16 protein-coding genes are annotated in these 16270 nt (G+C 44.3%); 13 read left to right on the top strand and 3 right to left on the bottom strand.

Going from position 1 to position 16270, the window contains the following annotated elements; genetic code table 11:
• Window positions 1-60 precede the first annotated feature (60 nt).
• Genes ABTV53_RS09110 through ABTV53_RS09130 form a run of 5 tightly spaced genes read left to right on the top strand, consistent with a single transcriptional unit; the run spans window position 61 to window position 5558 of the window.
• Complete coding sequence (locus ABTV53_RS09110) at window positions 61-1380, top strand: NtaA/DmoA family FMN-dependent monooxygenase (protein ID WP_433754127.1); 1320 nt, start codon at window positions 61-63, stop codon at window positions 1378-1380.
• A gap of 34 nt (window positions 1381-1414) precedes the next feature.
• Window positions 1415-2410 carry an ABC transporter substrate-binding protein gene (locus ABTV53_RS09115; RefSeq protein ID WP_433752439.1) on the top strand — a complete coding sequence of 332 codons (996 nt, stop codon included), beginning with the start codon at window positions 1415-1417 and terminating at the stop codon, window positions 2408-2410.
• Between the two features lie 19 nt (window positions 2411-2429).
• The gene (locus tag ABTV53_RS09120; protein ID WP_433752441.1) at window positions 2430-3434 is read left to right on the top strand and encodes a FecCD family ABC transporter permease; all 1005 of its coding nucleotides are present in this window, start codon (window positions 2430-2432) and stop codon (window positions 3432-3434) included.
• A complete protein-coding gene (locus ABTV53_RS09125; protein WP_433752443.1) occupies window positions 3431-4453 on the top strand; it encodes a FecCD family ABC transporter permease in 1023 nt (340 codons plus the stop codon). The genes ABTV53_RS09120 and ABTV53_RS09125 overlap by 4 nt, the downstream gene beginning before the upstream one ends.
• A gap of 46 nt (window positions 4454-4499) precedes the next feature.
• Window positions 4500-5558, top strand: a complete 1059-nt coding sequence (locus ABTV53_RS09130; protein WP_433752445.1) for an NAD(P)/FAD-dependent oxidoreductase — start codon at window positions 4500-4502, stop codon at window positions 5556-5558.
• Between the two features lie 138 nt (window positions 5559-5696).
• Here ABTV53_RS09130 and ABTV53_RS09135 read toward each other — a convergent pair whose 3' ends face one another.
• The 3 genes from ABTV53_RS09135 to ABTV53_RS09145 all read right to left on the bottom strand — a co-directional run bounded on the left by ABTV53_RS09135 (window position 5697) and on the right by ABTV53_RS09145 (window position 7186).
• Window positions 5697-5993 (bottom strand): putative quinol monooxygenase, encoded by a 297-nt coding sequence (locus tag ABTV53_RS09135; RefSeq protein ID WP_433752447.1) that lies wholly within the window; start codon window positions 5991-5993, stop codon window positions 5697-5699.
• Between the two features lie 96 nt (window positions 5994-6089).
• Window positions 6090-6740: a nitroreductase family protein gene (locus ABTV53_RS09140; RefSeq protein WP_433752448.1), complete on the bottom strand. Its 651-nt coding sequence runs from the start codon at window positions 6738-6740 to the stop codon at window positions 6090-6092.
• Between the two features lie 26 nt (window positions 6741-6766).
• On the bottom strand, window positions 6767-7186 hold the full coding sequence (locus ABTV53_RS09145) for a MarR family winged helix-turn-helix transcriptional regulator (protein WP_433752449.1): 420 nt from the start codon (window positions 7184-7186) through the stop codon (window positions 6767-6769).
• A 365-nt stretch (window positions 7187-7551) separates the two neighbouring features.
• Between ABTV53_RS09145 and ABTV53_RS09150 the strand changes: the two genes are divergently transcribed.
• The 8 genes from ABTV53_RS09150 (at window position 7552) to ABTV53_RS09185 (ending at window position 16268) form a co-directional block, all read left to right on the top strand.
• Window positions 7552-9153 carry an AraC family transcriptional regulator gene (locus ABTV53_RS09150; RefSeq protein WP_433752451.1) on the top strand — a complete coding sequence of 534 codons (1602 nt, stop codon included), beginning with the start codon at window positions 7552-7554 and terminating at the stop codon, window positions 9151-9153.
• A gap of 108 nt (window positions 9154-9261) precedes the next feature.
• On the top strand, window positions 9262-10242 hold the full coding sequence (locus ABTV53_RS09155) for an ABC transporter substrate-binding protein (RefSeq protein WP_433752453.1): 981 nt from the start codon (window positions 9262-9264) through the stop codon (window positions 10240-10242).
• Window positions 10243-10275: 33 nt separating this feature from the next.
• Entirely contained in the window at window positions 10276-11067 is a 792-nt protein-coding gene (locus ABTV53_RS09160; RefSeq protein WP_433752455.1) for a hypothetical protein, read from the top strand.
• 234 nt (window positions 11068-11301) lie between these two features.
• Complete coding sequence (locus ABTV53_RS09165; RefSeq protein ID WP_433752457.1) at window positions 11302-11823, top strand: TetR/AcrR family transcriptional regulator; 522 nt, start codon at window positions 11302-11304, stop codon at window positions 11821-11823.
• Window positions 11824-11946: 123 nt separating this feature from the next.
• Window positions 11947-12900: an SDR family NAD(P)-dependent oxidoreductase gene (locus ABTV53_RS09170; RefSeq protein ID WP_433752458.1), complete on the top strand. Its 954-nt coding sequence runs from the start codon at window positions 11947-11949 to the stop codon at window positions 12898-12900.
• A 363-nt stretch (window positions 12901-13263) separates the two neighbouring features.
• Window positions 13264-14694 (top strand): NAD(P)-binding domain-containing protein, encoded by a 1431-nt coding sequence (locus ABTV53_RS09175; protein ID WP_433752460.1) that lies wholly within the window; start codon window positions 13264-13266, stop codon window positions 14692-14694.
• A gap of 134 nt (window positions 14695-14828) precedes the next feature.
• Window positions 14829-15314 (top strand): hypothetical protein, encoded by a 486-nt coding sequence (locus ABTV53_RS09180; RefSeq protein WP_433752462.1) that lies wholly within the window; start codon window positions 14829-14831, stop codon window positions 15312-15314.
• Window positions 15315-15521: 207 nt separating this feature from the next.
• Window positions 15522-16268: a DeoR/GlpR family DNA-binding transcription regulator gene (locus tag ABTV53_RS09185; RefSeq protein WP_433752464.1), complete on the top strand. Its 747-nt coding sequence runs from the start codon at window positions 15522-15524 to the stop codon at window positions 16266-16268.
• The last annotated feature ends 2 nt before the right edge of the window (window positions 16269-16270 follow it).

The raw sequence follows: 16270 nt of genomic DNA on the forward strand, positions 1-16270 counted from the left end.
TTATAGTATTATTGATAATGATAATCATTATTGATAAAATATGGTGAAGGGCTGATGGAGTTGCGTACAAAAAAACAGCTTTGCATTGGGTTGTCCTTGACAGCAACCTGGTTGAAAGGAAATAGCTGGTGTCGGGAGGACAGCAATGTAGAAAACTTATATTCCAGCGATTTTTATCTGGAGCTTGCACAGAAGGCAGAAAAGGCAAAACTTGATTTTGTATTTAAGGCAGATGCCTTATTACTTCATGTAGATGTTTTAGATCATACGCCTGGATTTAGCAGTCCTGATTCGACAATTATGCTAGCTTCCATTGCGCGTGAAACGGAACGCATCGGACTGATCACAACCACCTCTACAACGTTCAACCCGCCATATGTGGTTGCGCGGCAGCTTCAATCCTTGAATTGGATCAGCAAGGGGCGTGCAGGCTGGAATATGGTTACCGCCATTGGAGGTGCTGAAAACTTCAGTAATGCTCCGATGCCCTCTTCCAAGGAAAGGTATACCAAAGCGATGGAGTTTGCGGATGTAGTTCACAAGCTTTGGAGGAGTTATCCTCACGACGCATTATGGGTTGATCGCAAGACTGGGCGATATGCGGACCGAGAGAAAATATGTGCTATCGAGCATTCAGGGGAGTATTTCAGTGTTAAGGGACCACTAAATGTGCCAGCTTACTCGCCAGACTCACTTCCTTTACTCCAGGCAGGTGCATCTGAATCAGGGCGTCATTTTGCTGCTTCCGTAGCAGATGCTGTTTTTGCGGCGACTCCGGATATCGCTGCAGGTATCGAATTGCGGGAAGACCTGAGGAGAAGAGCAAGCAACCAGGGGCGTCATCCAGATGAGATTCGGGTGTTACCCGGAATGTATCTTTTCTTGGGTAAAACACGTGATGAGGCACGTGAGTTGCATCACGAGGCCCATGCACATATGACCATTAAACATCGATATTCAGCGATCCAATCCATATTGGGAATGGATATCAGTCATCTTTCCATGGACTGTCCGGTCACGGCTGACATGCTGCCTGATCTGTTTCAACCTACACACAGCCAGACGCATACCAACCTGCTGCGCAGGCTGATTATCAATGAGCAGCCTGCCGTGAGAGATTTATTGTCAAGGCCAGAGGTGGTTGGATCTGCGTATTGGATTATAGTGGGAACGGTGGAGGACGCATTAAGAGAAATTATTACCTGGCATGAGGCAGGGGCGCTGGACGGATTCATTGCTCTTCCGGGTGGTTCGATGCAATCGATGTCCCTGTTTTTTGATGAGCTTGTACCAATGCTTGCCGATCAAGGTTTGTTCAGAAAGGAATACACCGGGTCCACGTTGTCTGAGCACTTGGGAATGAATACAAAAGCAATATAAAATGCAATTCAAGATGGAAGGGGTTACGGGCAGAATGAACAAAAGATGGATTTGGGTCGGATTGATTGCGTTAATGATGGTGGTTATGTCTGCATGTGGAGGCAAAGAGAAAGCAAATGAATTAAGTGAAACTGCTAGTAACAATGAATTAACAACGGTGGATGATTCTGACAACAAGACTTCAAACGAAACCAGAACGATAGAGTACTTGGGACAATCCTATACGGTGCCACAGCATGTCGAAAAAATTGTAATCACAGGTGCGATGGAGGCCATGGAGGATGCATTAATGCTTGATGTACATCCGACAGGGGCCATCTCGGTGGGGGGAACCTTCCCTGAAATGTTTGCCTCAATTACAAATACATCTGAATCCATTGGTGAGAAACAGCAACCTAATTTTGAGAAAATATTAGCTTTAAAGCCTGATGTCATCCTGGGTTCCACCAAGTTTCAGGAAGAAGTGCTGAAGAATCTGCAAAAAATTGCTCCTACGATTCTGGTGTCACACATCGCGACTGACTGGCAAGCGAATCTGAATCTTATGGCCGAATTAACCGGGAAGCAGGCAGAAGCCCAAAAAAGTATAGCTCAATACCAGACCGATACGGATGCCGTCAAAACGTCATTGAAGGAAAAGCTGCAAGGTAAAAAAGTGGCAGCCGTACGTATTCGCGGCACACAGATGTTCGTTTATCCTCAGGATGTGTACTTTAACCCTGTTTTATATGATGAACTTGGTCTAGAAGTTCCGAAAGAGATGAGTATGGCGAAAACACAAGAAGCCATCTCTGTGGAACAATTGGGGAATATGAACCCTGATTATTTATTTATCCAATTCTCTACGAGTGAAAATAAGGATGCGAGCAACACCTTCGAAGACTTGAAAAAAAATTCTATTATTCAAAATATCAATGCTTTCAAACAGGATCATGTTTATGTCAATGTAGTTGATCCACTTTTGGAGGGAGGCCCGGCCTATAGTCGAATCAAGTTTCTGGAGAGTGTGCAGAAGCACCTAGACAAGTAATAGATTGGAGCAGAAGGAAATGTACTTGTTGTCAGGTAAAAGCTTTATCAAGTTTGTCATGCTGGCCCTGCTTGTCATTGTGACAATCGTGGGATCTGTGGCGTATGGCTCCAAAACAATCGGTTATGAAACGGTGTGGCAGTCTCTGTTTCATTTTGATTCGGAGAATATGGATCATCTTATTATTCAAACGTCTCGTTTCCCGCGTGTCGTCGGTGCGCTGCTAATTGGTGCGTTTCTTGCAGTCTCCGGTGCCCTGATGCAGGGCATGACCAGAAACTATCTGGCTTCTCCTTCTATTATGGGTGTTACTGATGGATCGGTATTTGTAATTACCATTTGCATGATCCTTATGCCAGGGGCTTCCTCCGTGACGCTAATTGTTGCCTCTTTGATTGGTTCAGCACTTGGTGCTGCACTTGTATTTTCAGTAGCCAGAATGCTTCCAAACGGAATGAGCCCGTTAACCTTGGCTATACTGGGGACCATTCTGGGGACGTTTTTGAACGGGGTGTCCCAGGCGATGGCTACTTATTTTCAAGTCTCACAAAATATCAGCTTTTGGTATAATGCAAGACTCCATCAGATGGACCCCGCATTGATCCAATGGACCATTCCATTTGCCATCGTTGGCCTACTCATTGCTCTGTTGGTCGCACGTTCGATTACAGCGATTGCGTTGGGCGATGATATTGCGCAAGGTCTCGGAATCAATCTTGTGGTGATGAAGATGTTAACGATGCTTAGTGTAGTTATTTTAACTGGAATTTCGGTGGCTATGGCTGGAAAAATCGCTTTTATCGGTTTGATCATTCCACATCTGACCCGTTATATCGTTGGACAAAACTACAAAAAAATTATCCCTTATGCTGCTATATTCGGTGCGTTGTTCCTTGCCTGGTCCGATATCATCAGTCGATGGCTGAATCCTCCATTTGAGACACCGGTTGGTGTGGTCACTGCGTTGTTTGGTGTTCCTTACTTCCTGTATCTGATCAAGACAAGAGGGGGGAGGAGCGTATGATCCGACTGGGTCTTCAAGGAAGATTCTGGTTCGTTCTTACCTGTATGTTGGCGTTGTCCATCCTTGTTATGTACATCAGTGTAACGAACGGCACATTTGATATGTCTGCCTCAGAGGTACTGCAAACGTTATTCCGTGTGAATTCAAACAGGGAATACGATCTGGTCATTTTTGATTTTCGTTTGCCCCGAATTGTGATTGGTGCATTAGTGGGGCTGGGGCTTGGAATTGCAGGCGCTGTGCTGCAGGGGATTACAAGAAATCCACTGGCTGACTCCGGCATTCTGGGGATTCACTCTGCTGCGGGAATGGCAATTGTACTATTCATGTTTATTCTCCGTGGAACAATTGGTACGAATTGGTTATCTACCTTGGCCATGCCGCTCTTTGGTTGGTTCGGCGGTGTAGGTGCTGCATTTTTATTATTGCTGTTTGCCAGACATCGGGGAGTGATTGATCCTCAGCGACTCATTCTGGTGGGAATCGCTTTGGGACTGGGCTTTGGGGCAATTACGCTGTATATTTCGTTGAAAATGGACCCTCAGGATTTTGAAATGGCGACCGTTTGGCTGGCTGGCAGTATCTATAGCAAAACCTGGCCACAGATCGTAGCAGTATTGCCATGGCTTGTCATTTTAATCCCGATCATTTGGTGGAGATCCTATAAACTGAATTTGCTTCATCTTGATGAAGTATCCGTATCGGGTATAGGACTCGATGTTCATCGGGAAAGGATCATCTTTCTGTTATGCTGTGTCGGACTTGTGAGTGCTTGTGTATCGGTTTCCGGCAGCATTGGTTTTGTTGGTCTGATTGCACCTCACATAGCCAGAAGATTAGTTGGTATTCAGTATAAATACGTTGTGCCTGTCTGCGGTGCAATCGGCATGCTAATGGTATTAATCGGTGATTTTATCGGTAAAACCATTTTTGCTCCGGCAGAGCTGCCGGTAGGCATTGTGATTTCCATTATCGGTGTGCCTTATTTTATCTATTTGTTGTTCAGGAAACGAAAATAGCATTGTTCATACGATTAACGAAGATTAGAAAAGAGGAGATTGCGCAATGAATATAACTAGAGATCATGAAGTATTTGATGTAACCATTATTGGCGGAGGGCCCGCCGGGTTATTTTCAGCCTTTTATAGCGGTTTGCGTGAAATGAAAACAAAAATCATAGAATTTCAGCCGTTCCTTGGCGGGAAAGTACATGTTTATCCTGAAAAGATGATCTGGGATGTGGGAGGTTTACAACCTGTTCCGGGCGCACAACTGATCGAACAAATGGTCAATCAGGGTTTGACGTTCCAGCCTGAGGTTGTCCTTGGTGAAAAAGTAACGTCCATATCCCAAAACGAGCAAGGCTTGTATGTTCTGCACACCGCTTCTGGGGAAGAGCATTACTCCAAAACCGTAATTTTGGCTATTGGAGGAGGCATTCTGAAGCCCATTAAACTGGAGATTGAAGGTGCGGAACGTTTCGAGGTTACCAATTTACATTACACGGTCAAGTCGCTTTCCCGTTTTAAAGGTAAAACAGTCCTTATCTCGGGCGGAGGAAACGCGGCAATTGATTGGGCAAACGAGCTTTCACTTATTGCCAAACAAGTCTATTTAACGTATCGCAAAGATACACTGAAAGGTCATGAAGCTGAAATATCACGTCTTGAAAACAGCTCTGTGGAGTGCCTGCTGAATACAACGATTGAGAAGCTGGTGGCTACAGACGATCATCAAACGATCGAGACCGTTGTGCTGAAACGAAATGAGGATGGTGCATCGCTTGAACTGGCAGTGGATGAAGTGATTATAAACTACGGATATGAGCGGGATAAGGAATTGTTGATGAACAGTCAGATTAAGATTGAGATGAAGGAGCACTGGATCGCAGGAACTTCCTCCAGCGAGACATCCGTACCGGGCATATATGCAGCGGGAGATATTTTGCATCATGAAGGAAAGCTTCATTTGATCGCGGGAGCGTTCCAGGATGCAGCCAATGCCGTGAACAAGGCTAAGCTTTATGTTACACCCGACGCGAATACACACGGAATGGTCTCCTCACACAATGATCTTTTCACGCAAAAAAACCGTGAACTAATGAAGCATTTGTACACCAGGTAGTTTGCGATCGGTAGTAAATATTCCTTAAAAGAAATTCAAAAAAAGCCTGCCTCAGTCAAATTGACGAGGACAGGCTTCTTCGCTTACTAACTATTCAGCAAATATGTTTAACAGTTCGTACGGTTTAGAATGTAAGTGTTAAGCTTTAACTTGTTCTCCAGCAAATACTTCAACGTTCATTGGAGCGGCCATGAATGCTGCTGCCTGTTGAACAAAAGCTTGGAAATGCGCGCTTGTGTTGTGGGAAGCTGTAGCAGCTTCATCTTTCCACAGCTCGATCATCGTGTATTGTTGTTCGTGTTCTGTGCTTTTTGCCAAATCGTAGCTGATGTTGCCTTCTTCTTGACGTGTTGCAGCAATCAGTTCTTTCGCAGCTGCGAGGAATGCTTGCTCTTGGTCCGGTTTAACTTGCAGATGAGCGTGAATGATAATCATAATGTATAACCTCCATATTGTGTTTGTTGGAATGTGTTAAGAATGTATGCTTATTGACCAATATAATCGTGACTTACAGGGCAAACGTCCCTGATATTATGCCCAAGTTGTGATGGTTTCTACTGGCAGACGGTAGGAAGGATGACCTTCTTTGGCTGATTTACCGATCGAGATCAACATAACGGGTTGATAACGCTCTTTGTCCATGCCAAATGCTTCTGCAATTTGATCTTTCTCATAACCACCAATTGGGTTGGTATCATAACCATGAGCACGTGCAGCAAGCATCAATTGCATGGAAGCAAGGCCAGCATCGATCAGGTTAACGTCGCGAAGATCAGCAGCAGGCATGTTATCGTAGTAAGGTTTAACAAACTTTACTTGTTGCTCTGCGATATCTTGTGGCATGTAACCATGCTCTACCGCTTTGCTAAAGATCTCTTCCAGATATTCAGCGTTATTCATGTCGATAAATACGCCAACGACAGCGGCGGAAGTCATCACTTGATTTTGATTGAATTTCGCAAGAGGTGCGAGCTTTTCTTTGCCTTCGGCTGTATCTACAACAAGAAAGCGCCAAGGTTGCATATTAACAGAAGAAGGTGCACGGGAAGCTTCTGCCAAAATTTCTGTCATTTCTTCACGGCTGATTTTCACTTCAGGATCGTAAAGCTTAACGGAACGGCGGCCGTAGGTAATTTCGTTAAAATCATTGGTTTTTTGGAATTTGCTTTGAATTGTACTCATGAATGGATCTCTCCTCAATATATGGGTTAGAAATTGTTGTGCATACGTTCCAGGAAATCGGCGAGTGACTGAACTTCGTCTTCACTGAAATCCTGTAAAATCTGGTTGATAAAATTGGTCTTCTCTGCTTTGTAACCTTCAATCTGCTTCCGACCGTGATCCGTCAGACGAACAAAAGTTACCCGATTATCTTCGGGGTTCTTGCGTCTTGTAACCATCAGGTCCGTCTCAAGCTGTTTCAAGTGGCGTGTAATCGCAGCACTATCAATGTTAATGATTTTCTGCAGCATGGATTGGTTAATCTCATCTACCTGATCCAGCTCATGCAGAATTTCAAAGCGAGAGGAACTGATACCTGTACAGCGTTCGAACTTGGGACTAATTTTGTTGCCCAGCACGTTCAGCAGATTGATGATCTGTTCTTCTTTGGAAACAATACGTGTCATGACTAGACCTCCCGGGTGAATCTGAATCATGAACAACGGCGTATGTTAACCAATAATTAAAGTTGCAGTATACAATGCCATTGCCTAATGATTATTTGGATGCTCTCGATCATTGATGTATCAATATTTGATGCGTCAATCATTGATGGCTCAATTAATATATCACGCCTTTTAACATTTTGCAACAGGTTAGAAAATGTTGCTGATTCTAGCGTTATATCCCGCTTCTTCGTTACATTGCAGTCTGTATATGTTGTCCAAATGGATAAGTTAATATCGATTGTATATTTTATTGAGAATTGTTATCAATTAATTTATAATAAAATGAAAAAGCTGTGCCGGATTGATGGAGAGGGGACGTGAGCATGGAGGAAAATGATTGGATCAAACGACTGGAGCAAATTTTTTTCTCTGCTGTCCACGTCTGCCATTACTCTAGCAATCCGGGGGCTGTTCAGCGTCGGATCTGGAAAAGGTTCGCCATTTCCAGGGTCATTGCTGGCAAGGGATCTTTGTCTATGGATAATATTGTACATACGGTGTCTCAAGACGAGTGGTTTTTGTTGAAACCAGGAATGCATGTGGAGTTTCAGACGGATATGGAAGCACCTGTCCGATATCAGATCATTTTATTTTCCTGTGTTACACTTACCCGACGTCGGAATGCTTGGCATACCGAGGCATTTGATCTCCCAGTGACGGGCAAACTTAATGTTCCTTCCAATACACGTGATATTCAGGAGATGATGGATACCCTGGTGAGTGGAAAATACTCCATCACGAGTCTGGAAAAGACGCATAGGAAACATCTTTTACATCAGTTGTTGATTCAGTTAATGATTCACTTGAAAGAATCAACTCCACCTGAAGTAGGGATGGATCGTGCGCTTGCATATATGACGCATCAGTATATGAAAGACATTCGGATTGATCAGATGGCACGTATGGCAGGGCTTAGTGTGAATCATTTTATAAGAACGTTCAAACGGCAATTCAATATGACTCCGATCGAATATATCCTGAAACAACGTATGGCGAAGGCCAAGCAGCTATTATTTTCTTCAGACAAAATGAAGGATATTGCGGAGCAAGTGGGGTATAAAGACGAACACTATTTCAGCAGAGTCTTCAAGAAAAACGAAGGAATCGCCCCAACGTTGTATATGAAAAATAAAGTGAATCGCATTGCCACCTTATATTACGGGTTGGACGATTATGTGATAACGCTCGGTTTGAGTCCAGTGTCCGCTTTATCCTATGGACAGAGGGTGGCTCGTCATGTTGCCATACCTGCTCTTCAAGCACACAGTCATCAGGGACTTATCCTGGATAGCTTCAATCAGAACTATGATGGGTTGAGGCGAGTCCAACCGGACCTGATCATTACAAGTGATCGTTTGGTGCCAAATGAATCCCTGAATCGTATCGCGCCTACCACCATGCTGGAGCATACTAACCATTTTGGCGAGAGGCTTCTGTACATGGCGGACATTATGGGGCGCACCGAACAGGCTGTAAAGTGGATAGAACAGCATGCCGAACTAAGCCGGGTTCTTCGTGGGCGCATTCAATCGAGGTGGGGGAAACAGAGTGCCATGTTTATCCGGGTGACCTCTCATTTCTACCGAATGTATGGATTGAATAACCAGACAGGAGCCCTATTGTATGACGATTTGGGTTTTCATTTGCCTAGTCATTTTCCGGAACAACAGTGGGCTGTGGAGAGCAAAGTTAACGATTTGCAGTTATATGACGCGGATCATGTGTTTGTAATGGCCGATCCTACAGAAGAAGCAGGCGCTCAACTGAGGCAATTACAACAATCCAGTGCATGGCTGGCATTAAAGGCTGTTCGAGAAGGCCATGTCTATAATGCAGGAGATATTTTTTTCAAAACGCTGGGTCCAACTGGACGCTTGTGGGCTATGCGATATGTCGCGGAGCAACTTGGTGTTAACGAGCGGTGATATTTTACAAGGTAAGAGAGTGGAATAATCCATGGCAAGCCTATTCGCTTTTTTCTACTATAGTGATAATGATTATTATTATTAATTAGTAGAGGGGATTCAATACAAATGGTAAGACAGAGAGCAGCACATATGATACTGTTGGCCATGCTTGTGCTCGTACTGGCGGCATGTGGCAAGACATCGGAAGTAAATGAAGCAACGCCTCAGCAACAGGATACACCTTTGGAAGAGAGTGGTACACAAACGATAAAACATCTTAAAGGAACAGCGATTGTACCGCAAAAGATAGAGCGTATGGTTGTGTTGTCCGCCGCTTACATCGATCACATGTTAACGATTGGTGAGAAACCAGCAGGCGTTAATGTAGAAGTTCGTTACGGAGGAGATTACTTACCTTATCTTGCAGACCAGCTTACTGGTGTTCCAACGGTAGGGTCAGCAGATAGTCCTAACTTGGAGGGTATCCTTCAGATCGATCCGGATGTCATTGTTATTGAGAGTCGAACTGCTGATAGTGCGTATGAGCAGTTGGAGAAAATAGCTCCGACGATTGTACTTGGTAACGAATGGCTGGATTATGAAGATGACACAACGTATTGGACACAGGATCTGTTGACCATTGCCGGATTATACAACAAGGTTGATCTGGCCAAGGAGAAAATTGCTGAGGTGGAACAACAGGCAGAACAACTAAAAGCGAAGATCGAACCATTGGATCAGAAAAAGCTGGCTTACCTGCGTGTAAGAGAGAAGACCTTGCAAATTTATGCGGATAAAGGGCATCCAACCAACACACTTTTGTATCATGATCTTGGATTTGTGCCCACTGCTGTGACACCTGCCGAACAACGTGAGGACCTGTCCATGGAGAAAATCGCGGATATTGATGCCAATTTCGTAGTTCTTGAGGTTGATCCCAATGCCGAGGAGTATTTAAACAGCATCAACGCAAGCTCACTTTGGAAGGGAGTACCGGCTGTTCTTGCAGATCAGGTCTATGCCACAGACTCGTTCTGGTTGTTTAAGGGCTGGGGAGCGATTGGGCGAAGCGAGATTATGGACGAAGTTGAAGATATGATTCGATAGATGGGACGTTATCCAGGACATAACCATTCAGAGATGTCGGAAGCATTACAGCAATTTTTTGTGACGACGATCCGAGTAGACTGCGATGATTCCAAGTATCCTTTCCGTGTGAAGGATCTTCTAAATGATGAGAAACGAAACTCGATATTGCAGGAACAGGCTGTGCAGCAAGGGCTTCAACTGGGCGGCAAAGGAAGTGCGGCCGTCGGTACACTTTTTGCTAAGCGTTATTCGGTATTCGTTATGTCCGTGATCTCGGCATTCAGTCTATACGACACTATCCTTAGTATGGCCGATGATGATATACGGTTTGCATTGAATGGATCAGGCTGCATGCGATATGAGACTCTGCTAGAGAAAACCTGTCTGGAAGGTCCCGATCCTGTTCAGCGCAGGTCAGAGAGTGGTTTGCTCAAGAAGAGAATGCTGTTACATCTAGAGCCTGTCCTGCGAGCGGTAGCCATTAGTACAGGGGCGAGTGATAAGGTCATGTGGTCTCTGGTTGCGCATAATGTGCAACAATTGTATGCACGCATGATTAATGATCAAAGAATATGGAAGACGGATCAACGGCTTGCGCAGATCAAGGAAGATCAGAGCATATGGCTTGACGAACAAAATGAAAATACATTTACATTTACATTTACATTTGCCATGAAGCTGAATCGATTTGATCACCCCGAGTGGCAAGGACCGCCGTTCTTGATACGTCGATATTGTTGTTTGGCTTATCAAGTTGGAGACGGCAGTCATACACATGGTTATTGCAACAGTTGTCCGAAGCTGGATTCGGAATCCCGATTGCACAATCTTCTACAGGAGTGAACTGACATTTTTGTACCGTATGGTACGAATCTGTTTCAGACAATCCATGTTCTTTTCGGTCTTCAGTGGATAGAATCTATGATCGACAAGCTACACAACCTGCAGCGGCTTGAGCCAGCGTCTGCGGGTTTGTTGGCTTTGTACAGGGTCACAATACCTTTGCATTGAGGGATAGTATTCGTTATACTTCAAGTTATTGATCAATTCATAACTGTACGTTGGAAGGAGAAAATAATGGCTAAAGATACAGCAGCGTCGGTTAATCGGCGAAACGATATTATCTCTGCAGCGATTGATGTCTTCGCGGAAATTGGTTATTATCGTGCGACTACGGCTCAAGTGGCTGAACGGGCACAGATCTCACAGCCGTATATTTTTCGGTTTTTCAAAACAAAAGAAGCTTTATTATTAACTGCAATTGAGGTCTCATGGACACGGGTGATTGATTCGTTTCGAATTGTAGTGGAGACGGCTACGCCAGATCAGTTGGAAAATGATCTAATTGAAGCCTACGATAAGATTCTGGAATCTCACAAAAGCGAAATCTTGCTCCAGATGCAGGCGCAAACGATTAGGGAGGAAGTCATTCGTCAGGCCATGCAAAAAGGCATTAGTGATGTACGAAATATGGTGCTGGAAGCTTTCACAGTCGCAGGAATTGCTGAACCACTGAAAAGAACCATGATTTTTCTGGCAATCGGGATGTTGTGTAATGTATCTAATGCATTAGATATGCCAGAGTTGAAGGAACGATAGGGAGGGAGGTAAAGTCCCTTTTTGAATTTTAGTTATTGATCAATCACTAAATATAGTATATATTGTTTTCAGGTAAGTAAGTAATTGATCAATAACTAAATGGATGAAAGAGGTCGATATACGATGAAAAGAGCTATTGTTCTTGGAGCCACAGGCGGAACAGGTGCAGCAATTACGGAAGAATTAATTAGACAGGGTGTTCCTACAATTGCATTTGGACGCTCTCGTCAAAAACTGGAGCAACTTGCGGTAAAGTTGGGATCTCCGGATCACCTGTTCATCGCTGTGGGAGATGCTTTTCAGCCGGAGGATATTATTGCTGCTTCTCAGGAGACGGATGTCATGTTTCATTGTGCAAACGTCCCATATAACGAGATGGAGAGCAGACTGATACCGCTGGGCGAGTCCGTCATGGCGGCGGCAGAACACTTGGGTCTGAACGTGGTTGTAATAGACGGAATCTACCCCTATGGCAGAAGACAAATGAACGAGGTAACAGAAGAACATCCCAAACAGCCACATACCCGTAAAGGCAAGACACGACTTGCCTATGAGCAAATGTTATTCAGCACAAGATGGAGCAGAGCTCAGGTGATGATCGTTCGTTTGCCGGATTATTATGGCCCAACAGCTAATCAGGCTTCTTATCTGGGTTCAACGCTTGAAGCAATAGCAAAAGGCAAGATGGCTTTTTTTATCGGAAATATGAAGGTACCCAGAGAGTACATCTATTTACCAGATGCAGCAGTCATGGTGGTGGAGTTGGCAAGCAGGGAGACGACATATGGACAGAACTGGAACATTCCTGGATCGGGGATCATCTCGGGTCATAATATTGTGCGTATAGCACAGAAGGCTGCGGGTAGAAGAAAACCTGTGATGGCGTTAGGAAAAGCGGGACTGTCATTGATTGGACTGGGTGTACCCGTTATGAAAGAAATTGTAGAGATGTTATATCTGACTGAGGAGCCGCTGATCTTGAGTAAACAGAAGTATGAGGAACGGATTGGCCCAGTTGTGGCAACGTCTTTTGAAGAAGGAATTACGTTGACAATAAAGGAGTTGCAAGGGGAGTAGAAAGGAATTTATATTTTGCATAAATGTAATTGATTGATCACTAACTTTGGCGGTAGAAGTGGCATTGAATGCTGGAGATGTGATTGGACTGTTCTGTGCGTGCATGAGATCACCTGAAAACAAAGGTACCGACCAATTAGAGTTTCGTTTAGATTAACAAGCATGTCAGTTATTTTTAGTTTAGATGACAATAAATCTGCCACCAACTTCAATTCATCCCTGATAACTCATATAATAACGCTAATATATCTCAGCAAAACAAGGTGAATGCGTAATTTCTCTCAATATAATTGACAACAATCTTACATCAAATAATCAAAGAAAGAATAGTTCATATATGTATCTCGAAAGGGTTGAGGAATCATGAGCCTGGAAGCTTTGAATGAACGTGTGAAGAATGATCTGGATTATTTGTCATTTGGTGGCGCGAACTGGGTACGTCCAAGAGAACATATAGATGGTCACGTCTATGATGTCGTCATTGTGGGTGGAGGTCAGAGTGGATTAGGGGCAGCATTTGGACTTCTTCGGGAACGGATCTCCAATATTGTTGTCATTGACGAGAATGCATCAGGGTTTGAGGGACCTTGGGAGACTTATGCACGTATGGTAACTTTGCGCACACCCAAGCATCTGACTTCCATCGATCTGGGGATCCCCTCGTTAACCTTTCGCTCATGGTGGGAAGCACAGGTTGGGCCTGAAGGTTGGGAAGAGATTGACAAGATACCGCGTGGAGACTGGATGAATTATTTACGCTGGTATCGGAAAGTGCTGAATCTGCCTGTCCTTAATGAGGTGAAATTAACGCTGGTTGAGCCAGTAGAGAACGGACTACATCGACTTCATGTGAATAAGGCAGGAACTCAGATGGATGTTATACTTGCTCGCAAAGTCGTGTTTGCTACAGGAATACAAGGTGGTGGAGAGTGGCATGTGCCATCCATGATTGCCGATAGATTACCTCGGGATCGGTATGCTCATACGTCGGAAGTGATTGATTTTGATCAGTTAAAAGGTAAAAGGGTTGCTGTGCTTGGCGGCGGCGCTTCTGCATTCGATAATGCGAGCTATGCCCTTGCCACAGGTGTGGCGGAAGCTCATGTATTTGTGCGGCGGGAACAACTGCCTAGTGTTAATCCCATTCGTCAGATGGAGCAATCCGGTATGATCGAGCGATACCACGCTCTTCCGGTTGCTGATAAATATGAAGTGATCTCTCATTTCTTCAAATTCAATCAACCCCCAACCAATGATACCTTTAATCGTGCGGCAGCCTGGCCTGGATTCGAATTGCATTTGAATTCGCCTTGGCTCAGTGTGGAAGCGACGGAGCAAGGCGCGATTGTGCATACGGCAAAGGGAGCACTTGCGTTTGATTTTCTGATTATTAGCACAGGTCTGCTTAGTGATCCGGCGCTCCGCCCTGAACTGAAGCTCGTGGAGCCATACATCGCGCGTTGGGTGGACTGTTACCAGGCTCCGCCAGAGCATCGCAATGCATTGCTGGACGCACATCCATACCTGAGTTCCGGGTTTGCGATGACCAGCAGGAATGAACAGGGGGAGAAACCGTTGCACGGACTGTTTGTATTTAATTACTCTGCACTTGCCAGCTGCGGTCTGTCGGCATCGGCCATATCAGGAACCAAGAGTGCGGTGCCCAAACTGGTCACTGCTATAGCAGATCAATTGTTCCTCGATGATCGGGAGGTTATTTTACAACAATTCTATGCGTATGAAGAACAGGAATTTACGGCTACGTGGGTAAAAACGGGTGCTCTCGCTGAGTAATCGCACTCCATAAGATTGTGAACGTGTGGCATCTGATGCTGCACGTTTTTTTGTTTTTCACATGATGAAGGTTACACTTGCCTTTAATTTGTTGTAAAATGTCGGTTGGAACATGTTAAAGGCAGGGATAATAGATGAATGAAATGAACTATGAACAATTTAGAGCCCATTTGAAGAAAGCGTCACGTAAACGAAATGTACCTTTGATTAAGATCGTTGCATTTCAAGAGAAATACATGAAGATTGAAGAAGTTCAATTTTACGATGTGGAACAAAATCATATGAGTGTTCAGGCCTGCAATACGTTGTGGATGCATCTGGAGAATAAATCTTTCCGTAATATGGTGTCCCAACATTTGCAGTTTTATAGAGACATGGAGAACTTGGGTCGGCATTCTTTTGAGAATCTGATCAAAGAACTATATGATACGTCTGTTCCTGTCCTGCTCGATTACAATCCTGCTCATTATTACACCTCGGGGCAGCTCGCTGAGATTCTGGTCATGGACGAGGAGAGGCTGATAGAACAATTGGAGATGGGCCGCTTCAAGGGGGCTTTTATTAATGAAGAAGGCAAATGGCTTAAACCCAAACCGGATGCAATGGTTGTAGATTCATAAACGCTATAACGTTCCTATGAAAAGCAAAATCCTGCAACGCCGCGCATCAAGCGCTGGAGGCTGCAGGATTTTTAATGGGGAAGGGACAATAGGACAAGAAAATAAGTCGAAAGATGCATTCTTTTGAAGGTTTTTAAATTAATTTGAATGAAAGTGGTTGTTTTTTGAGTGGATTATGATACTATAGAAGCAGTTGGAGGAATGAAGATGCTGACTGAAGAACGATATGCTGCAATTATAGAGCGCTTACATTTACAGGGAATTGTGAAATTGCAAGAGCTTGTTGATGTATTGGGTGCTTCTGAATCTACGATTAGACGTGACTTGATTGATCTGGAGAGTCGTCAGATGCTCAAACGCATCCACGGCGGTGCCGCTCTGGTGAATGAAAAAATGCTGGAACCGGGCATGGAAGAAAAAACGTTCAAAAACATTCAACAAAAAACGACGATTGCCCGTTTGGCTGCTCAAGAGATCGAAAATGGCGAATGCATTTATCTGGATGCAGGAACGACAACGTTAGCCATGATTCCTTTTATTGAAGCGAAAGACGTAACGGTGGTTACCAACGGACTTTCACATGTTGAAGCTCTGGTCAGCAAGCGTATTCGCAGTTATTTGCTCGGAGGTATGATGAAAATTCATACAAAAGCAGTCATTGGCAGTATCGCATTACAGAACATGGATAATTTCCGTTTTGATAAATGTTTTCTTGGAAGCAACGGAGTTGATCCCGAAATGGGGTATACAACACCGGATCCGGAGGAAGCCTTGATTAAAAGGCGTGCACATCAATTGTCGGGAAAATCTTATGTGCTGGCTGATTCCAGCAAAATAGGGGAAATTACTTTTGCCAAATTGTTTGATTTGGAGGAGGCCGATTTGATTACCGAGCAGATGCCAGAACACTGGCGGCCTGGAATCGCACAGAAAACTAAAATAATTGAGGGATAACG

Source organism: Paenibacillus amylolyticus (genome assembly GCF_050990605.1).
Classification (GTDB): domain Bacteria; phylum Bacillota; class Bacilli; order Paenibacillales; family Paenibacillaceae; genus Paenibacillus; species Paenibacillus amylolyticus_H.